The organism is Hydrogenophaga flava NBRC 102514 (assembly GCF_001571145.1).
In the GTDB taxonomy this organism is placed as follows: Bacteria; Pseudomonadota; Gammaproteobacteria; order Burkholderiales; family Burkholderiaceae_C; genus Hydrogenophaga; species Hydrogenophaga flava.
Genome location: NZ_BCTF01000003.1, coordinates 189,232 through 208,805, shown reverse-complemented (window position 1 = coordinate 208,805; position 19,574 = coordinate 189,232). Strand labels below are relative to the sequence as shown.

General features: G+C 69.1%; 19 protein-coding genes. 13 read left to right on the top strand and 6 right to left on the bottom strand.

The window, feature by feature from the left end:
- The first annotated feature begins 2 nt into the window (after positions 1-2).
- On the top strand, positions 3-620 hold the full coding sequence (locus tag HFL01S_RS04350; protein WP_066255190.1) for a TorD/DmsD family molecular chaperone: 618 nt from the start codon (positions 3-5) through the stop codon (positions 618-620).
- A 101-nt stretch (positions 621-721) separates the two neighbouring features.
- On the top strand, positions 722-1,204 hold the full coding sequence (locus HFL01S_RS04345; RefSeq protein WP_066255188.1) for a DUF456 domain-containing protein: 483 nt from the start codon (positions 722-724) through the stop codon (positions 1,202-1,204).
- Between the two features lie 27 nt (positions 1,205-1,231).
- Here HFL01S_RS04345 and HFL01S_RS04340 read toward each other — a convergent pair whose 3' ends face one another.
- Positions 1,232-2,038 carry a metallophosphoesterase family protein gene (locus tag HFL01S_RS04340; RefSeq protein ID WP_066255184.1) on the bottom strand — a complete coding sequence of 269 codons (807 nt, stop codon included), beginning with the start codon at positions 2,036-2,038 and terminating at the stop codon, positions 1,232-1,234.
- Positions 2,035-2,982, bottom strand: coding sequence for a diacylglycerol/lipid kinase family protein (locus HFL01S_RS04335; protein ID WP_066255182.1), 948 nt, complete (start codon positions 2,980-2,982; stop codon positions 2,035-2,037). The genes HFL01S_RS04340 and HFL01S_RS04335 overlap by 4 nt, the downstream gene beginning before the upstream one ends.
- 165 nt (positions 2,983-3,147) lie before the next feature.
- Between HFL01S_RS04335 and HFL01S_RS04330 the strand changes: the two genes are divergently transcribed.
- Complete coding sequence (locus tag HFL01S_RS04330) at positions 3,148-3,816, top strand: exopolysaccharide biosynthesis protein (RefSeq protein ID WP_218008595.1); 669 nt, start codon at positions 3,148-3,150, stop codon at positions 3,814-3,816.
- Positions 3,817-3,842: 26 nt separating this feature from the next.
- Here the strand turns inward: HFL01S_RS04330 and HFL01S_RS04325 are convergent, their stop codons facing one another.
- Together HFL01S_RS04325 and HFL01S_RS04320 are read right to left on the bottom strand one after the other, a co-directional pair.
- The gene (locus HFL01S_RS04325; RefSeq protein ID WP_066255179.1) at positions 3,843-5,879 is read right to left on the bottom strand and encodes a sensor histidine kinase; all 2,037 of its coding nucleotides are present in this window, start codon (positions 5,877-5,879) and stop codon (positions 3,843-3,845) included.
- On the bottom strand, positions 5,879-7,285 hold the full coding sequence (locus HFL01S_RS04320) for a sigma-54-dependent transcriptional regulator (RefSeq protein ID WP_066255176.1): 1,407 nt from the start codon (positions 7,283-7,285) through the stop codon (positions 5,879-5,881). Before HFL01S_RS04320 ends, HFL01S_RS04325 begins: the two co-directional genes overlap by 1 nt.
- Before the next feature lie 450 nt (positions 7,286-7,735).
- On the opposite strand from HFL01S_RS04320, the gene HFL01S_RS04315 reads away from it, so the two are divergent.
- From HFL01S_RS04315 to HFL01S_RS04270, 10 genes are all read left to right on the top strand, one after another.
- Complete coding sequence (locus HFL01S_RS04315) at positions 7,736-7,954, top strand: formate dehydrogenase (protein ID WP_066255173.1); 219 nt, start codon at positions 7,736-7,738, stop codon at positions 7,952-7,954.
- Between the two features lie 17 nt (positions 7,955-7,971).
- On the top strand, positions 7,972-10,932 hold the full coding sequence (locus HFL01S_RS04310; protein ID WP_066255170.1) for a formate dehydrogenase subunit alpha: 2,961 nt from the start codon (positions 7,972-7,974) through the stop codon (positions 10,930-10,932).
- 11 nt (positions 10,933-10,943) lie between these two features.
- A complete protein-coding gene (gene fdh3B, locus HFL01S_RS04305) occupies positions 10,944-11,549 on the top strand; it encodes a formate dehydrogenase FDH3 subunit beta (protein WP_066255167.1) in 606 nt (201 codons plus the stop codon).
- Complete coding sequence (locus HFL01S_RS04300; RefSeq protein ID WP_066255162.1) at positions 11,549-11,788, top strand: hypothetical protein; 240 nt, start codon at positions 11,549-11,551, stop codon at positions 11,786-11,788. Before fdh3B ends, HFL01S_RS04300 begins: the two co-directional genes overlap by 1 nt.
- Positions 11,789-11,798: 10 nt before the next feature.
- Entirely contained in the window at positions 11,799-13,007 is a 1,209-nt protein-coding gene (locus HFL01S_RS04295; RefSeq protein ID WP_066255159.1) for a formate dehydrogenase subunit gamma, read from the top strand.
- A 16-nt stretch (positions 13,008-13,023) separates the two neighbouring features.
- Positions 13,024-13,383: a hypothetical protein gene (locus tag HFL01S_RS04290; RefSeq protein ID WP_066255155.1), complete on the top strand. Its 360-nt coding sequence runs from the start codon at positions 13,024-13,026 to the stop codon at positions 13,381-13,383.
- 39 nt (positions 13,384-13,422) lie between these two features.
- The gene (locus HFL01S_RS04285; RefSeq protein WP_066255153.1) at positions 13,423-14,301 is read left to right on the top strand and encodes a formate dehydrogenase accessory sulfurtransferase FdhD; all 879 of its coding nucleotides are present in this window, start codon (positions 13,423-13,425) and stop codon (positions 14,299-14,301) included.
- Between the two features lie 57 nt (positions 14,302-14,358).
- Entirely contained in the window at positions 14,359-14,991 is a 633-nt protein-coding gene (gene upp, locus HFL01S_RS04280; protein WP_066255149.1) for a uracil phosphoribosyltransferase, read from the top strand.
- Between the two features lie 173 nt (positions 14,992-15,164).
- A complete protein-coding gene (locus HFL01S_RS04275; RefSeq protein WP_066255146.1) occupies positions 15,165-17,708 on the top strand; it encodes an ABC transporter permease in 2,544 nt (847 codons plus the stop codon).
- Between the two features lie 11 nt (positions 17,709-17,719).
- Positions 17,720-18,127: a group II truncated hemoglobin gene (locus HFL01S_RS04270; RefSeq protein WP_066255144.1), complete on the top strand. Its 408-nt coding sequence runs from the start codon at positions 17,720-17,722 to the stop codon at positions 18,125-18,127.
- A 12-nt stretch (positions 18,128-18,139) separates the two neighbouring features.
- Here HFL01S_RS04270 and HFL01S_RS04265 read toward each other — a convergent pair whose 3' ends face one another.
- Both HFL01S_RS04265 and radC read right to left on the bottom strand, forming a co-directional pair.
- Positions 18,140-18,781 (bottom strand): Smr/MutS family protein, encoded by a 642-nt coding sequence (locus HFL01S_RS04265; RefSeq protein WP_066255141.1) that lies wholly within the window; start codon positions 18,779-18,781, stop codon positions 18,140-18,142.
- Between the two features lie 34 nt (positions 18,782-18,815).
- On the bottom strand, positions 18,816-19,508 hold the full coding sequence (gene radC, locus HFL01S_RS04260; protein WP_066255139.1) for a RadC family protein: 693 nt from the start codon (positions 19,506-19,508) through the stop codon (positions 18,816-18,818).
- Positions 19,509-19,574 lie beyond the last annotated feature (66 nt).

The following is a 19,574-nucleotide window of genomic DNA, read 5'->3' as shown; positions in this document are numbered from 1 at the left end:
CCATGAACGAACCGATCCCCGTGTCCTCCGCCCTCGACGAAGAAACCGCCCGCGCCGAGGTGTACGGCCTGCTGGCCGCGCTGTACTACGCGCCGCCCGGCTCCGAACTGCTGGCCCAGCTGCGCGTGGCCGTGACCGAAGCGCCCGCGGCCGGCGGTTTCCTCGAAGAACCCTGGCGCCAGTTCGTCGGCACCGTGCGCGACCTCAGCGACGAACAGGTGGCGAACGAATACGACGCGCTGTTCGGCGGCGTCGGCAAGCCCGAGGTCTACCTGTTCGGTTCGTTCTACCTCAGCGGCTTCCTGAACGAAAAGCCGCTGGCCGCGCTGCGCAGCGACCTGGCCGCCCTGGGCCTGGCGCGCGACGAGGCCATGCCCGAGACCGAGGACCACTTCGCCTGCGTGTGTGAAGTCATGCGCTACCTGATCGCCGGTGACGACGTGGAAGTGGCCAACCTCACCCAGCAGCAGAAGTTCTTCAGCGCCCACGTACAGCCCTGGGTGCCCGCCATGTGTGAGGCCATCAGCGCTCACCCCAGGGCACGGTTCTACGCCGCGCTGGCCGGCTTCACGGCGGCCTTTGTCAGCGTGGAAGCGCAGGGGTTCGACCTGATGGCCTGAGGACAGGCCTGCAGCCAGGCAGTGCCCCGCACGCTTGAAGTTGGGTGGTGCGGCTCCATGTGAATGGCGTGATCGGCCGTTTCCGGTCCTGAAAGGCTGTCTTGGAAATCACACTGCTCTGGATTCTGTGTTCCGCCCTCATCGTGGCGGGCCTCGCAGGCACGGTGTTGCCGGTGCTGCCGGGAACGGTGCTGGTCTGGGGCGGCATCGTGCTGGGCGCCTGGATCGACGACTTCCAGCGTGTTGGCACCGCCACCCTGGTAGTGATCACCGTGCTGGCTGCGCTGGCCTGGGTGCTGGACTACGTGGCCGGGCTGCTCGGCGCCCGCAAGGCTGGCGCCAGCCGGCAGGCGCTGCTGGGTGCGGCCATCGGCACCGTGGTCGGGCTGTTCATGGGTGTGGTGGGCGTGCTGTTCATGCCCCTGGTGGGCGCCGCGCTGGGCGAGTACCTGGCGCAGAAGGACCAGACCCGCGCGGTCCGGGTGGGTGTGGCCACCTGGCTGGGCATCATGCTCGGCCTGCTGGCCAAGGTGGTGCTGGCGTTCATCATGGTGGGTCTGTTTGTCGCGGCGCTGCTGATCTGAGGCGCGCCGCCGGTGCATGGCCTGCGCTCAGGCACCGGTGGGTTCGCGGTCGGGCTGCAAGGCCGTGGCGAGCGTGCGCACAAAGGCCTGTTCACGGGCCATGAAGTCCCAGCGTTCGACGCGGCAGCAGCGCCCCTGGGCCGGTTCCCAGCGCACGATGTTCACCGAGTTGGGCACCCCGGGCCGCACGCGCGAGGACACGGCCGTACCCGCCTGCACCACCCACAGCCGGCGCGCCTGCCCATGCAGCGCCAGCGTGTAGGGCAGGTGGATGTGGCCCCCCAGCAGCAGATCGGCCCCGGCCTCGGCCCAGACCCGCACGGCCTCGTCGTGGCCGTACAGCAGGTGGGGGCGGTCGCGCGGCTCGGTCACGGCCAGCGGCTGGTGCACCACCACCACGCGCAACTGGCCGGGGTCTGCAGAGCCCAGAAGCCCGGCCACGCGATCGATCTGCGCAATGGACAGGTCGCCGTTGCGGTGGCGCCAGGCCCGGGTGGTGTTCACGCCGATGACCAGCCATTCGGGCGCAGTGATCACGGGTTCGAGGTCGGCGCCGAAGGCTGCGGCGTAGCGCGCGTAGGGCCGGGTCAGGCGCTCCCGCAGGTCCAGCAGCGGAATGTCGTGGTTGCCGGGGATGGCCAACACCGGCGCGCCCAGCCGGTCGACGAAGGCCCTGGCCGCCTGGAACTGGGCTGGCCGCGCGCGCTGGGTGATGTCACCCGAGAGCACCACCAGGTCTGGTTGCTGCTGCGAGGCCAGGTCCCGCAGCGCGGCCATCACGGGCGGCTGTTCGGTGCCGAAGTGCGTGTCCGAGATGTGCAGCAGCACGCTCATGAATCGGCCTGCAGCAGGTAGAGCGGCTGTTCAAGCACGCGGAAGTCGATCGGTGCGCGCATCCGAGCCACCTCGCCGTCGAAGGCCACCATCACCTCCCGGCGGCCCGGCAGCAGCCGCGGCCGAACCACCAGGTGGTGGAACTCGAAGCTCTCCACGCCGGCCGCTTCGCCCAGGCGGCCCATGGCGCCGTGCAGCAGCAGGCCGAGCATGGACAGGGTGCCGATCGGGCGCAGCATCAGCGCGGCCATGCTGCCATGCCCGGGCGTGCCGGCGACGGTGTCTTCCGGGGTGGCGCCGAACTGCTCCAGCTGCAGGCGGTTGTTGCCCACGAACAGCGTCAGCGTTTTCACGTCCCGCACCTGGTCGCCCAGCTCGATGTGCAGGCGCAGCCGGCGCTGCGCGCGCAGCAGCGTGGCGCAGGCCGCGACAAAGGCCACCCAGCGGCTGCGGCCGAAGCGCGCCTTGTAGGCCTCGCGGTCCTGCAGCAGCTCGGGGTAGATGCCCAGGCTGGCGTTGACCAGGAACACCCGGTCGTTGATGGCACCCACCTGCACCGGCCGCGGTCGCGCGTCCAGCAGCAGCTGCGCCGCCGCGGCCGGGTCGGTGGGGATGCCGTGGGTGCGGGCGAAGTAGTTGAAGGTGCCGTAGGGCATCGCCCCCATGGCGCAGCCGGCCGCGTGCGCCGCCTGGGCCACCGCATTGAGGCTGCCGTCGCCGCCCACGGCGACCACCGCCGAACGGCGTTGCACCGCCTCCGCCGCGGCCCGGGCCGCCACGCGCGGCAGCTCGGCCGGCTCGCATACCCGCAGTTCGCCCCGGCGGCCGCGCGCCGCCAGGGCCGACTCGATCACGGCCCGTTTGGCGTCGATGTCCTGGGCGCCGGCGCCGGCATTGATGACGAACAGCAGGGGGGAGTCGGGGTCGAAGGGGGGTGCCGGCATCGGTGAGCAATGGTGAGGTTGCACAGTGTGAGTCGGCACGGCGGCGCGGCGTTCAGTTTTTTTCGATCCGCCCCTTCGGCCCAGGCTCCTTGCAACGCGAGCCGCCAGCGGGCACAGTGCAGGTGTTTTTTCCTTCAGAGAGACCACGCGTCTCCTTGAACCCGCATGCCAGGCCAGCCATCCCCCACCCCGACACCCTCCGAGCTCCGCAAGGACCGGCGCCGCGCCACCGTGGCGCGGATCGTGGACGCCCAGTTGTCCTCCATGGGCGGCACCCTGGCCGACACCATCGGTCATGACAGCCGCCAGCGTCTGGTCTGGCTGGCCCTGCTGGCCATGCCCCTGCTGTTCCCGGTGGCCCTGCCCGGCATGGGCTCGGCCGTGGGCGTCTTCTGTCTCGTGATCGCGTTCGGGCTTTGCGCCGGCCGGTCGGTGCCCCTGCCTGCGTGGCTCGGTGAGCGGACGTTGAACGACCGCGTCCGGGAGCTGCTCACCCGCATGCTGTCCCGTGTCATCCACCTGGTGGCACGTCTGGGGCGGCCGCGGCTGCTGGGCCTGAGCCACCACTCCGCGCGCTGGGCCAACGGCCTGATGCTGTCGGTGGCGGGTGTGTCCATGGTGGTGCCGGTGCCCGTCATCAGCTTCGACAATGTGCTGCCCGCCCTGGCCATGGTGCTGACCGCCTGGGGCTTGCGCCTGCGCGATGGCCTGATGCTGCTGGCCGGCCACGTGGCGACGCTGGTGGCCGCCACGTCGGTGGTGCTGCTGTGGTGGGGCGGCTCGCAGCTGGTGGTCGACGTGCTCACGAGGCTTGGCGTCCCCGCCCTGCAGTGACCGCAAGCGCGGCACACGCCACCGGTTCATCCGCCGGGCCGTCCGTCCCGTGTGTTCACCGCCGCCGGCGCCTGCGGCTCGGTCAGCAGCCGCACGCTGAACACCGCGCCGCTGTGGCCATCCTCCCGGTTGCCTGCAACGATGCCACCACCGTAGCGCTCCACCAGCCCCAGACTGATCCACAGGCCCAGCCCGTTGCCGTCGTTCTTGGTGGTGAAGAAGGGCCGGAACAGGCGCTCGGCCACGCCCGGTGCCAGCCCCGGACCCGAGTCCTGCACCTGCAGCAGCGCACCGCACGCGCCGTGCTCGTCGGCCCAGTCCCGTGTGAGCAGTCGCAGCGTGCCGCCCTGCGGCATGGCCTGGATGGCGTTGATCAGCAGGTTGATGATGACCTGCTGCAGCTCTTGCCGGTTCAGGCCCACGCGCTGCGTGGCCTGCAGATCGCGCACCACCTCGATGCGGGTCTGCGCCAGCAGGTGCGCCACCAGCACCAGGCTGTCGTGCACGGTCTGGTTGAGGTCCAGCGTCTCCACATAGCCGGCGTACTCGGTGGGCCGCGCGTACTGCAGCAGCTGGGTGACGATCAGGCGCATGCGCTCGACCTGTTCGTCCAGCAGTTTGAATTCGGCTGTCACCGGCTGGGCCTGCGGGCCCAGGGTGTCGCGGATCAGGTCGAGGTTGCCCTGCATCACCGCGATCGGGTTGTTGATCTCGTGCGCGATGCTGGCCGTGAGCTGGCCGATGGCGGCTAGCTTCTCGCTCTTGACGAGCTGTTGCTGCGCCAGCCGCAGCGAGGCGTTGCTCTGCTTCAGCTCGCGCGTGCGCTCGGCCACCTTCAGATCCAGTTCTTCACCCCAGCGGCGCAGCGCGGTGGTCTTCTCGTCGATCACGTCCAGCAGCTGGTCCAGGTGGCTGGCCAGGGCGCCGAGCTCGTCGCGCGCCGGCAGCGCACCCACGCGGGCGGCGCTCTCGCCATCTTCCACGCGCTGCATGGTGCGGTTCATCTGCTCCACCGGGCGGAAGATGCTGCGCGCCCAGCGCACCGAGAACCAGGCCGACACCGCCATCACCGCCAGGAAGATCAGGCCGATGACGGCCAGCATGGCGTGGCGCACCCAGCGGAAGGGTGATTCCAGAAAGCCAACGTAGAGCATGCCCACGCGCTGGCCCGCGGCGTCCAGCAGCGGTTCGTAGGCCGAGACGTACCAGTCGTCGACGACGAAGGCGCGGTCCAGCCAGGTCTGGCCCTGGCCGAGCACGCGGTCGCGCACGGTCTGCGACACGCGCGTGCCGATGGCGCGCTGGTCCTGGAACAGGCGCACGTTGGTGGTGATGCGCACGTCGTCCAGGAACAGGGTGGCCGTGCCCTCGCTGCCGAAGGGCAGGGCGCCGTCGGGGTAGACGATACGGTTGATGTGGTCGATGAAGTCCAGGTTCTGGTTGAGCAGCAGGCCGCCCACCAGCAGGGCCTGGGGCTGGCCAGCGGCGTCCAGCACCGGCTGCAGCGCCAGCAGCACCAGGGCGCGGTCTTCCGTGGCGCGGGCATCGGGCGCGGCGTTGCGCGTGCTCACCAGCGGGATGTGCAGGCGCGGCAGCAGTTGCGGGGCGAGGGCCGCGAGTTCGTCGCGCGAAAGGCGCACGATCTGCGCCGACCTTGCGGGCGTCGTCATGGTCGTCTGCAGCAGCGAGGCCACCCCGGAGGGCAGTGTGGCGCGCGGGTCGTCGTGGCGCATGAGCAGCAGGAAGTCCAGCCCCAGCTCCTGCCGGTCAGCGGCCAGGCGTGCGGCCAGGTCGCCGCCGGCCATGGCCTGCAGCAGGCGCTGCGAGCGCGCGACGCCGCGCGTGCCACTGCCCACCTCGGCCAGGGTCTGGTCAAAGTAGCCGCGCGCCACGGCCAGGTCGCTGCGCACCTTGGTGATGAGCAGGCGGTCGTAGGTGACGCTGCTCCACACCGCGATCGCCAGCACCAGCAGCGGGAACACCACCAGCAGCGGCAGCAGCGCCATCGCCAGCAGCTTGTTGCGCACCGAGGTGGCGAGCCAGCGCGGCGTGGGCAGTCTCATCAGCGGCCGAAGTCCTGCGAGCTGTGCCCCCACTCCGCGACACGCCGCTCCAGCGTGCGGCGCGACACGCCCAGCAGCTCGGCCGCGCGGGTCTTGTCGCCCTGCACCGAGTCGAGCACGCTGAGGATGTGCTGCTTCTCCAGGGTCGCCAGGTCCATCGGTGCCCCCGCCTCGGCGCCGGCGCTGCGCACGGGGTCCCCGGGGTAGAGGGCGGAGACGTTGAGCGACCCGAGGATGAGCGAGCGCTCGATCAGGTTGCGCAGCTCCCGCACGTTGCCCGGCCAGTCGTACTGCGTGAGGTAGTCGAGCTCCTGAGCACTGATCGCCAGCGGCGCCACGCCGAGCGCAGGCGCGAGCTGTTCCATGAAGTGCTGAACCAGGGCCGGAATGTCGACCTTGTGCTCGCGCAGCGGTGGCAGGCTCAGTTCCACCACCTGCAGGCGGAAATACAGGTCCTTGCGGAAGCGGCCCGCGGCCACCTCGTCGGCCAGGCGGCGGTTGCTCGCGGCCATGATGCGCAGGTTCAGCGGCACCAGCTGTTCGCTGCCCACCGGGCGGATCTTCAGGTCTTCGATGGCCCGCAGCAGCGCGGCCTGGATCGGCAGTGGCAGCTCGGCCACTTCGTCTAGGAACAGCGTGCCCCCCTGCGCGTAGTGGAACAGGCCTTCGCGCGCGCGCACGGCGCCGGTGAACGCGCCGCGCGCGTGGCCGAAGAGCTCGCTCTCCATCAGCTCGGGCGACACGGCGGCGCAGTTGAGCGGCACGAAAGGTCCGTTGGCACGCGGCCCGTTGGCGTGCAGGGTGCGGGCCACCAGCTCCTTGCCGGTGCCGGACTCGCCCTGCAGCAGCACGGTGCTGTCCACCGGCGCCACGCGGGCCACCGAGGCGCGCAGCTGCTGCATCGCTTCCGACGCGCCCACCAGCGCCTGGTTGCGGCCGTTGGAGCTGGCCACCGCGCGGCGCAGCACGAAGTTCTCGCGCCGCAGCCGCGAGCGCTCGAAGCAGTGCTTCACGGCGTTGAGGATCTGCGGCACCCGGAAGGGCTTGAGGATGAAGTCCGACGCGCCGGCGCGCAGCGCCTCGATGGCGGTGTCCAGATCGGCGAAGGCGGTGATCAGGATGACCTCGCCGCTGAAGCCCTGCTCGCGCAGTTCCTTGAGCCAGGCCACACCGCTCTTGCCGGGCAGCGAGATGTCGAGGATGACCAGGTCCGCGTGGTGGCCGTGCAGCCAGTCGGCACCTTCTTCTGCGCTGGTGGCGCTCATCACGAAGTGGCAGCGGGGCGCCAGCGTCTTGACCAGGAAATTGAGCATGCCCTGCTCGTCGTCCACGACCAGGATGGACCAGTCGGGCCAGCCTTCAAGGCCTTTGTCGGGTGAAAGGAGGGGCGCAGAAGAGGTGTCCACCCGACGGCATTCTACGGAGGAGGTGGAGCAATTCACTCGGATATTGGCGCCAATCCGACAGCGCGCACCGCCAGTGCAGCGGTGGCGGTGTGCAGCGGCTCGCGACAATTTGTCGCGCCGGTCTCGACAGCCTGTCGCCACGAGGGGTGGTTGCGGTGCCGGAGCTGCGGGTAATCCCTTGGAACAGGTGGTTTGGAGGGTGGTTCAAAGCCCGGATGCCGTTGTTGGGGGATGTGTTGGGTTGGCATGGTTCTGGCTGGAAGGCGGTCGCTTTCGTGCCGGTGCCAGCAGACCGGGTCGGCTGGGCTGTCAACCCGTTCCGCCGGCGAGCGCCGATGCATGGCGTCGGCTTGCGCCGGCACGGGGCCTTGGTTAGATTCCACATATGCAAAAAGCCCACATGGTGTGCCGGTGCACGCCAGCCGGGCGTTGTTCCCACAGGAGACACGCATGAGCAAGCCCCAACCCGAATCCCGAGGCCGCCTGAACCGCCGCACGCTGTTTGCGGGCGCTGGCACCGCCGGTGCGCTGGCCGCGGCGGCCAGCCTGCTGCCCGGCACGCAGGGCACACCGGAACCCGAGGCCGCGCCCCGTCCGGCCCCCGAGCGGGGCGGTGGCTACAGCCTGACCGATCACGTCAAGCAGTACTACAAGACCACCCGGATCTGAACCCGAGGAGCCCCACGATGTTGCTCACCAAAAAATCAGCGGGCGCGGCCGCCACCGGCCGCAGCCACGCCTTTGTTCACAGCCTGCAGCGCGGCCTGGCGTCGGCACTGCCCACCATGGATCGCCGCTCGTTCCTGCGCCGCTCGGGCCTGGGTGTCGGCGTCGGCATCGCCGCCTCGCAGTTGACCCTGGTCAAGAAGGCCAAGGCCGCTTCGGGTGGCTCGATCGACGGCACCGGCAAGATCGAAGTCAAGCGCACCGTCTGCACCCACTGCTCGGTGGGTTGCGCGACCGATGCCATCGTCGAGAACGGCGTCTGGGTGCGCCAGGAACCGGTGTTCGACTCGCCGATCAACCTCGGGTCGCACTGCGCCAAGGGCGCGGCCCTGCGCGAGCACGGCCACGGCGAGTACCGCCTGCGCTACCCGATGAAGCTGGTCAACGGCAAGTACCAGAAGATCAGCTGGGACCAGGCGCTGGAAGAGATCACCGCCAAGATGAAGGCGCTGAAGGAGGCCAGCGGCCCGGATTCGGTCTACTTCATCGGTTCGTCCAAGCACAACAACGAACAGGCCTACCTGCTGCGCAAGTTCGTCAGCTTCTGGGGCAGCAACAACTGCGACCACCAGGCGCGCATCTGCCACTCCACCACGGTGGCCGGCGTCGCGAACACCTGGGGGTATGGCGCGATGACCAACTCGTACAACGACATGCAGAACAGCAAGTGCGCGTTGTACATCGGCTCCAATGCCGCCGAGGCGCACCCGGTGTCCATGCTGCACATGCTGCACGCCAAGGAAAACGGCTGCAAGATGATCGTGGTGGACCCGCGCTTCACCCGCACGGCCGCCAAGGCCGACGAGTACGTGCGCATCCGCTCGGGCACCGACATCCCCTTCCTGTTTGGTCTGCTGCACCACATCTTCAAGAACGGCTGGGAAGACAAGCAGTACATCAACGACCGTGTCTATGGCATGGACAAGGTGCGTGAGGAGGTGCTGGCCAAGTGGACTCCAGCGGCCGTCGAAGAGGCCTGTGGCGTCAAGGAAGAGCAGATGGCCAAGGTGGCCAAGATGCTGGCCGAGGCCAAGCCCGCCACCATCGTGTGGTGCATGGGCCAGACGCAGCACACCATCGGCAACGCCATGGTGCGCGCTTCGTGCATCCTGCAACTGGCGCTGGGCAACGTGGGCAAGAGCGGTGGCGGCACCAACATCTTCCGCGGCCACGACAACGTGCAGGGCGCGACCGACGTCGGCCCCAACCCCGATTCGCTGCCCGGCTACTACGGTCTGGCCGCCGGTTCCTGGAAGCACTTCGCAGCCACCTGGGGTGTGGAGTACGACTGGATCAAGGCCCAGTACGCCGAGGGCATGATGGAAAAGCCCGGCATCACCGTCTCGCGCTGGATCGACGGTGTGCTGGAGAAGAACGAGCTGATCGACCAGGGCCCGAACCTGCGCGGCGTGTTCTTCTGGGGCCATGCGCCCAACTCGCAGACCCGCGGTCTGGAGATGAAGCGCGCGATGGACAAGCTGGACTTGCTGGTGGTGGTGGACCCGTACCCGTCGGCCACCGCGGCCATGGCGGCCATGCCCGGCAAGCCGGAAGACCTGAACCCCGACCGCGCGGTCTACCTGCTGCCGGCGGCCACGCAGTTCGAGACCAGCGGTTCCTGCACCGCATCCAACCGCTCCATCCAGTGGCGCGAGAAGGTGATCGACCCGCTGTGGGAGAGCCGCAGCGACCACATGATCATGTACCAGTTCGCGCAGAAGCTGGGCTTCGACAAGGAACTGTGCAAGAACTACAAGATGCAGCAGGTCAAGGGCATGGACGAGCCCGTGGTCGAGGACATCCTGCGTGAGATCAACCGCAGCGTCTGGACCATCGGCTACACCGGCCAGAGCCCCGAGCGCCTGAAGGCCCACATGCGCAACATGGGCGCCTTCGACGTGAAGACGCTCAAGTGCAAGGGCAAGGTGGTGGACAAGGAGACCGGTTACGACATGTCGGGTGACTACTTCGGCCTGCCCTGGCCCTGCTACGGCACGCCGGAGATCAAGCACCCCGGTTCGCCCAACCTGTACGACACGTCCAAGCACGTGATGGATGGCGGTGGCAACTTCCGCGCGAACTTCGGCGTGGAGAAGGACGGCGTGAGCCTGCTGGCCGAGGACGGCTCGCACTCGCTGGGCTCCGAGATCACCACCGGCTACCCCGAGTTCGACCACCTGCTGCTCAAGAAGCTGGGCTGGTGGGACGACCTGAGCGATGCCGAGAAGGCCAAGGCCGAAGGCAAGAACTGGAAGACCGACCCCACGGGCGCCATCATCCGCGTGGCCATGGCCCACGGCTGCCACCCGTTCGGCAACGCCAAGGCGCGCGCCATCGTCTGGAACTTCCCCGACGGCATCCCGCAGCACCGTGAGCCGATCTACGGCATCCGTCCCGACCTTGTGGCCAAGTACCCCAGCCACGACGACCAGAAGAACCGCTGGCGCCTGCCCATCCTCTACAAGTCGCTGCAGCAGAAGAACATCGAGGACAAGGTCCACGAGAAATTCCCGTTCATCATGACCTCGGGCCGCCTGGTCGAGTACGAGGGCGGCGGCGAAGAGACGCGTTCCAACCCCTGGCTGGCCGAGCTGCAGCAGGAGATGTTCATCGAGCTCAACCCGGCCGCCGCGGCGGCCCGCGGCATCCGCAACGGCGAGCGCGTCTGGGTCAGCACCCCCACCGGTGCGCGCCTGAACGTGCAGGCCCTGGTGACCGAGAGGGTGGACGAGCACACGGTGTTCATGCCCTTCCACTTCTCCGGCCGCTGGCAGGGCGAGGACATGAAAGCCTACTACCCGAGCGGCGCGATGCCGGTGGTGCGCGGCGAGGCCATCAACACCTCGACCACCTACGGTTACGACATCGTGACCATGATGCAAGAAACCAAGACGACGGTCTGCAACGTCGAGAAAGCATAAGGAGACGCACGATGGCACGAATGAAATTCATCTGTGACGCCGAGCGCTGCATCGAGTGCAACGGCTGCGTCACCGCCTGCAAGAACGAGCACGAGGTGCCCTGGGGCGTGAACCGCCGCCGCGTGGTCACGCTCAACGATGGCGTGCCCGGCGAGAAGTCGATCTCGGTGGCCTGCATGCACTGCAGCGATGCGCCCTGCATGGCGGTCTGCCCGGTCAACTGCTTCTACCGCACCGACGAAGGTGTGGTGCTGCACGACAAGGACGTCTGCATCGGCTGCGGCTACTGCAGCTACGCCTGCCCCTTTGGCGCACCGCAGTTCCCCAGTTCGGGCACCTTCGGTGTGCGCGGCAAGATGGACAAGTGCACCTTCTGCGCCGGTGGCCCGGAGGAGCACGGCAGCGAAGCCGAGTTCGAGAAGTACGGCCGCAACCGCCTGGCCGAAGGCAAGCTGCCGGCCTGCGCCGAGCAGTGCTCGACCAAGGCCCTGCTCGCCGGCGACGGCGACGTGGTGGCTGACATCTTCCGCAGCCGCGTGCTGCGCCGTGGCAAGGGCGCCGAAGTCTGGGGCTGGGGCACGGCCTACGGCACCGCACAGGGAGGGACCAAGTCGTGATGCGCAAGACCCTGACAATCCTCGGGCTGTTGGCGTCTGCCGCGGTCCTCTCCGCCTGTGGCGAGAAGCCGCAGGAAACCACCGGTGTGCGACAGGACACCGCGCCCTACACCGGCGTCGGCAAGAGCCAGTACCAGCAGCCGGGCTGGACGGTCGGCGACAAGGCCAGCTGGGAGCAGCAGCTTAAGGCGCGTGCCCAGTACGGCATGAACGACTACACCCGCGTCAGCACCCAGTGAGGAACCGCGCATGAGCCAACCTACCTTTGCCCGACTGCGCGGCTGGGGCGTGGCACTGTCGCTGGCCGGGACGCTGGGCCTGGCCTACGCACAGGCCGCCAGCACCCCGCCCGACGATCCCGCACCGCCCGCCACCCAGCAGGCGGCTCCGGCCGTTGGTGGCGTCAAAAGCGCGAACATCTTCGAGATCGCGCCCGACGCCAGCTCCGACCCGAACTACGCCAGCCAGACCAATGCCCAGCGCAAGCAGGTGCAGCCCGGCAACAACGCGCCCATGTGGCGCGATGTGGGCAAGGGCGTGACCGGCTACAGCAGCCTGCCGGTGACGCAGGCGCCCGAGGCCGGCAACCTGATCCAGCCCTTCGTGCAGTACCCGGGCTCGCGCCTGACGACGGCGGGCGAGGCCTGGCGCCAGGTGCGCAACGACTGGCTGATCCCCTACGGCGGCGCGCTGCTCTTCATCGTGCTGCTCACGCTGGCAATCTTCTACAAGACCAAGGGTCCGCTGGGCGGCCACCTGCCCGACACCGGCCGCAAGATCGAACGCTTCACCCCGTTCGAACGCGCCGCCCACTGGTCCAACGCCGGGGCCTTCGTCGCGCTCGCGATCTCCGGCATCGTCATGGCCTTCGGCAAGTTCTTCCTGCTGCCGGTGATCGGCAGCACGCTGTTCGGCTGGCTCACCTTTGCGCTGAAGAACGTCCACAACTTCGTGGGTCCGCTGTTCGCGGTGTCGCTGCTGATCATCGTGGTCACCTTCATCAAGGACAACATTGCCAACGCCGCCGATTTCGTCTGGCTCAGCAAGGCCGGCGGCATGTTGAGCGACAAGGAAGTGCCTTCGCACCGCTTCAACGCCGGCGAGAAGGGCCTGTTCTGGTGGGGTGTCACCATTCCTGGCATCGTGGTGGTGGGTTCGGGCCTGTTCCTGGACAAGCTGCTGCCGGGCATGCTGTACCTGCGCGGCGACATGCAGATCGCCCACATGCTGCACCTGGTGTGCGCGCTGTTGATGATGACCCTCATCATGGGCCACATCTACATGGGCACGGTCGGCGTCAAGGGCGCCTACGGCGCCATGAGGACGGGCTACGTGGACGAGGCCTGGGCCAAGGAACACCACGAGCTGTGGTACGACGACGTCAAGGCCGGCAAGATCCCCGCCCAGCGCAGCAAGACCGGCCCGGCCGCACCGCTCCAGGCGCCCGCCGAGGCCTGACCCCGAGGACGACAACATGAAGAAGACATTCCTGCTGATGGCGCTGGTCGCCGTGTCCACGGCCGCTCTGGCCAAGTTGCCCGCCCCCGTGCTGGACGACGCCGCCAAGGCCAAGGCCGAGGAGGCCAAGGCCAAGACCGCACACGCCGGCAAGGTGGATGCCTACAAGCTGTGCCTGTCGATGGACAAGGCCGCGGTCAACCACCAGAAGACCCTGGCCGCGGCGGGCAAGGCAGCCAAGCCAGCCACCGCCACGCCGCCCTGCGCCGACCCGGGTGCCTTCGTCTGGCCGGCGCCCGCTGCTCCGGCTTCGGCCGCGGCTCCTGCTGTACCCGCGCCTGCACCAGCCGCGGCAGCCCCGGCCAAGAAGTCCTGACGGCTCCCGCCGCCCTCGCGGCGGCGTATCCTTGACCGCATGAACCTGGCCGATCTGCCCCACGTCGTCGCCCCCGACCAAGCTGCTGCGCTGCGGCCGCGCCTGACGCAGGCCCATGCCGACCTCACCCGCGAGGTGATGGTGGTGGACGAGTCCGGCCAGCCGCGCGCCATCCGCATCCCGGCCGAGCGCGACCTCACGGTCTATGTGGACAAGCGCGAGCTGGTCACCCTCATGACCCTGGGGGCCCACCCCGAATGGCTGGTGCTGGGCTACCTGCTCAACCAGCGGCTGGTGGGCGGTGTGCACGACATCGAGTCCATCACCGTCGACTGGGACGTGGGCGCCGCCGCCGTGGTGACGCGCGCGGGCATCGACCGCATCGAGGAGCGCACCGCACGCCGCGTGGTCACCACGGGCTGTGGCCAGGGCAGCGTGTTCGGCGGCCTGATGGACGACGTGGACCGCATCGTGCTGCCGCCGCAGGCGAAGCTGAGGCAGTCTCAGCTCTACGACATCGTCAACACCATCCGGGTGCACGACAGCACCTACAAGACCGCCGGCTCGGTGCATGCCTGCGCGCTGTTCGTCAATGAAGACCTGCAGCTGTTCGTGGAAGACGTGGGCCGCCACAACGCGGTGGACACCATCGCCGGCTGGATGGCCCTGCAGCAGCCGCTGCCCGCGGGCGAAAAGGTGTTCTACACCACCGGCCGCCTGACCAGCGAGATGGTCATCAAGTCGGCCCAGATGGGGGTGCCGGTGGTGATTTCGCGCAGCGGCATCACCGAAATGGGACTGCACGTGGCCCAGCGCGTGGGCCTGTGCGCCGTCGGCCGGGCCACGCACAAGCGCTTCCTGTGCTTCTCGCACCCCCAGCGCATCGTCTTCGACGACATGCCGCCCCCCGCCGCATAAACTTGCGGCAGCGCCAGCCCAGGGCGGCTGGCCATTCATTTTTTCGAGTCCCCGTTCATGAGCCGCGACGTCCACATCATTGATCACCCCCTGGTCCAGCACAAACTCACGCTGATGCGCAAGAAGGACACCAGCACCAAGAGCTTCCGCGAGCTGGTGCACGAGCTGTCGGCGCTGCTGGCCTACGAGCTCACGCGCGACATGCCGATGCAGCAGATCGAGATCGAGACGCCGCTGGAGAAGATGATGTCGCCGGTGATCGACGGCAAGAAGATCGTGCTGGCGTCCATCCTGCGCGCCGGCAACGGCTTTCTGGACGGCATGCTGCAGGTGCTGCCCGGCGCGCGCGTGGGCCACATCGGCCTGTACCGCGACCCAGCCACGCTCAAGGCGGTGGAGTACTACTTCAAGATGCCCAGCGGCATGGAGGAGCGCGACGTGATCGTGCTCGACCCCATGCTGGCCACCGGCAACTCGGCCGTGGCCGCGGTGGACCGGCTCAAGGAAACCCACCCGCGCTCGATCCGGTTTGTGTGCCTGGTCACCTGCCCGCAGGGCATCAAGACCTTCCACGACGCCCACCCCGATGTGCCGATCTACACCCCCGCGGTGGATCGCGAACTCAACGAGCACGGTTACATCGTGCCGGGCCTGGGCGACGCGGGCGACCGGATCTTCGGAACGAAGTGAACTGACCCACCCCCGCGCCGCGCCTGCGGCGCGTCACCCCCTCAAGGGGGCAACGCGAGCGGCCTGGCGGAGCCAGTTCCGCCGCGTTCTCGAATCGGGCACATGCTCCTGCAGCGTTTCAAGCATATCCATACGGTCGCGCGCGGTTGATGCGCTTGCGGTAAGGTCGCCGGATGGCTGCTGCTCCTGATTCCCTTTCGGTCTCGTTCTGGTCCCTGGGCTGGCGTTCGCTCTGGCGCGACTGGCGCGCGGGCGAGTTGCGGCTGTTGCTGCTGGCGGTGACGCTGGCGGTGGCGGCGCTGACGGCGGTGGCGTTTTTTGCCGACCGGCTGCAGGGTGGCCTGCAGCGCGACGCAAGGGCGCTGATCGGTGGCGACGCGGTCATCCAGAGCGACCGGCCGGCGCCCCCTGTGTTTGCTGCCAAGGCCGCCGAGCTGGGCCTGCAGACGGTGCAGACCCTGAGTTTCCCGACCATGGGGCGGGCGCGGGACGAAGAGGGCGGCGCTGCGCGTCTGGTGGCGCTCAAGGTCGTGGCGCCCGGGTATCCGCTGCGTGGCAGCCTGCGTGTGGCCGACGGCCCCGAGGCGGCCGACGCACCCACCCGCGACATACCCGCGCCGGGCACGGCCTGGGTCGACGCGGCCCTGCTGTCGGCGCTGCAGCTTCAGATCGGCCAGCCGCTGCTGCTGGGCGACGCGAGCCTGACGCTGGCCAAGGTGATCGTGGTCGAGACCGACCGCGGGGCCGGTTTCATGAGCTTCGCCCCGCGGGTCATGATCAACGCCGCCGACCTACCGGCCTCCGGCCTTGTGCAGCCGGCCAGCCGCGTCGGCTACCGGCTGGCGGTGGCGGGCGCCGACCCGGCAATGAAGCAGTACGTGGCCTGGGCCGAGGCCGAACTGAAGAAGCCGGAGATCCGCGGCCTGCGGCTGGAGTCGCTCGAAGGTGGCCGGCCCGAGATGCAGCAGACGCTGGAACGCGCCGAAAAATTCCTCAACCTGGTCGCGCTGCTGGCGGCGCTGCTGTCGGCGGTGGCGGTGGCCATCGCGGCGCGCGGCTTTGCCCAGCGCCACCTCGACGACTGCGCCATGATGCGCGTGCTCGGCCTGTCCCAGGGCACCATGGCGCGCGCCTACGCCTTCGAGTTCACCGTGGTCGGCCTGGTGGCCAGCGGCCTGGGCGTGCTGGCGGGCTTCGGGTTGCACTACGTGTTCGTGCTGCTGCTCTCCGGACTGGTCGAGTCGGCGCTGCCGGCCGCGACGTTCTGGCCGGTGCTGCTGGGACTGGGCATGGGGCTGACGCTGATGATGGCCTTCGGCCTGCCGCCGGTGCTGCAACTGGCCCAGGTGCCGCCGCTGCGCGTGATCCGGCGCGACGTCGGACAGCTCAAGCCCGCCACGCTGGCGGTGCTGGGCCTGGGTGTGGCCGGTTTTGCTGTGCTGCTGCTGGCCGCCAGCCGCGACCTCAAGCTGGGCGGCATCGCGGTCGGTGGTTTTGCCGCCGCGGTGGCGGTGTTTGCGCTGGTGAGCTGGGCCGCGGTCTGGCTGCTGCGCCGCAGCGTCAACGAGAGCACCGCGCCGCGCGCGCTGGTGCTGGCCACGCGCCAGCTCTCCGCACGGCCGGCTTACGCCGTGGTGCAGATCAGCGCGCTCGCGGTGGGTCTGCTGGCCCTGGTGCTGCTGGTGCTGCTGCGCACCGACCTGATCGCCAGCTGGCGCAACGCGACGCCGCCCGACGCGCCCAACCGCTTCGTCATCAACATCCAGCCCGAGCAGGCCGATCCGTTCCGGCAGGCACTGACCGACGGCGGTATCGGCCAGTACGACTGGTACCCGATGATCCGCGGCCGCCTGGTGAGCGTGAACGGCGCCGCGGTGCAGCCGGAGAACTTCGAGACCGACCGCGCCCAGCGCCTGGTCGAGCGCGAGTTCAACCTCTCGCACAGCGCCCAGCCGCCGGTCCACAACGACATCGTCGCCGGCCGCTGGACGCCGGAGGAAAAGGACGGGCTCAGCGTGGAGGAGGGGCTGGCCAAAGAACTGGGCCTCAAGCTCGGCGACCGGCTCGGATTCGAGATGGCGGGCATTCCGGTCGAGGGCCGCATCACCAGCCTGCGCAAGGTCGACTGGGGGTCGATGCGGGTGAACTTCTTCGTGCTGTTCCCGGTGTCGCACTTGCCCGACCTGCCCACCACCTACATCAGTGCCTACCGGGTGCCTGACGCGAACAAGACCTTCGACAACGCACTGGTGCGGCAGTTTCCGAACATCACCAACGTCGACATGAGCCAGACCATCGCGCAGGTGCAGCGTGTGCTGGGTCAGGTGATCAGCGCGGTGGAGTTCCTGTTCGGGTTCGCGCTGGCCGCCGGCCTGGTGGTGCTGTTGGCGACCATCACGGCCACGCGCGGCGAACGCGAGCGCGAGTTCGCGGTGCTGCGCGCGGTGGGCGCGGGTTCGAAGCTGCTGCGCGATGTGCAGCGGGTGGAGTTGCTCGGCGTGGGCCTGCTGGCGGGCGTGCTGGCCTCTGTGGTGGCGATTGCCGTCGGCTGGGCGCTGGCGAAATACGCCTTCGAGTTCAGCTGGCAGCCTTCGCCCTGGGTGCCGCTGGCTGGCGGCCTGGCGGGCGGCGTGCTGGCGCTGGCGGCGGGCTGGTGGGGCCTGCGCAGCGTGTTGCGCACGCCGGTGGTCGAAACCTTGCGCCGAGCGGCGGTTTGAATCTGGACAACATGGAAGACACACAAGTTCCGGTGGCGCCCTCCACGCCCTTCGAATGGATCGGCGGCGAAGCCCGCGTGCGGGCGCTGGTCGACCGTTTCTACGACCTGATGGACATCGAGCCGGGTTACCACGAGCTGCGGGTGGCGCACGGCAACACGCTCGACGACGCGCGCCAGAAGCTGTTCTGGTTTCTCTGCGGCTGGCTCGGCGGCCCCTCGCACTACGAAGACCGGTTCGGCCACCCGCGCCTGCGCATGCGGCACATGCCGTTCCAGATCGGTATCGTCGAGCGCGACCAGTGGCTGGCCTGCATGGACCAGGCCATGGGCGAGACCGGGGTGCCCAAGGACCTGCGGGTACGCCTGAAAGACAGCTTCTTCAAGACCGCCGACTGGATGCGGAACACGCCGCAGTGAGTCGGCGAGACCTCAGCGCCCCACCGGCTTGAGCAGCACCACCAGCGCCCCGGCGCCACCTTCGGCCGGCCGTGCCTGCACGAAGGCCAGCACTTCCTTCTTCTGCACCAGCCAGCGCTGCACCCGGCCCTTGAGCACCGGCGTGCGTCCTGGCGAGCCCAGCCCCTTGCCATGCACCACGCGCACGCAGCGCAGCCCCAGCTGGTGCGCCTCGCGGACGAAGCGGCCCAGCGCCTCGCGCGCCTCGTCGGTGCGCAGGCCGTGCAGGTCGATGTGCTTCTGGATACTCCAGTGGCCCTCGCGCAGCTTGCGCGTCACATCCGGCCCCAGGCCCGGCCGCCGGTAGCTCAGCGACTCGTCGGTGTGCAGCAAGGTCTCGACGTCGAACTCGTCCGACAGCGCCTCGCGCATCACGGCGTGCTCGTCGAGCTGCCGCTGCCGAGGCTCGGTCGAGACCGGCGCGGGCGGGTGCACCACCCGGCGCTGATGGGCCAGGGGGCGCACCGGGCCGACGGCCAGTTCGAACAGGCGCTTCTCGCGGTCCAGGCGCTGCGCGCGCAGGCGCTCGGCCTCGCGCGCCGCGGCTTCGGCCGCCGCCCGCTGGGCGATCACCTTCTGCAGCGTCTTGAGGTCGGCGAGGGCGCGCACTTTCATGGTGGCGCGATTCTCGCCCAGGGAGCTTGACCTTTCAGACCAGGCCCATTTCGGCCATGGAGGCTGCGGCGTCGCGGGTGACGATGAAATGGTCCAGCACCCGCACGTCCACCAGCGCCAGCGAGGCCTTGAGCGACTGCGTCAGCGATTCGTCGGCGCGCGAGGGCCGCGCCTCGCCACTGGGGTGGTTGTGGGCCAGCACCACGGCGGCCGCGTGGTGGTGCAGGGCGCGCAGCACCACTTCGCGCGGATAGACCGAGGTCTGCGAGAGCGTGCCGCGGAACAGCTCCTCCAGCGCTAGCAGCCGGTTCTGGCTGTCCAGGAACAGCACGCAGAACACTTCGTGCGCGCGGGCGCCCAGCTGCAGCTGCAGGTACTCGCGCACCGCCTTCGGGCTGTCGAACAGCGGGCGCTGCTGCAGCTCCTGCGCCAGCGCCCGGCGGGCCAGCTCCAGCACCGCCACGACCTCGGCCCGCTTGGCCGGGCCCAGGCCCTTGACGGTCTTGAGCGCCTCCGCGCTGGTGTGCAGCAGGCCGCCGACGCCACCGAAGCGGTCGAGCAGTTCCTGTGCGAGCTGGATCACGTGTTTGCCGCTGATGCCCGTGCGAAGCAGCAGCGCCAGCAGCTCGGCGTCGCCCAGTGCGCCGGGGCCCCGGCTGAGCAGCTTTTCGCGCGGGCGCGCGTCGGCGGGCAGGCTCTTGAGCCCGGTGGCGGCCAGTCCATTCATCTGTGTGTACTCCCTGTTGCCGCCGGGGCGGTCGCCGGTTTTTACAATAGAGGCCCTCGCCCGGCG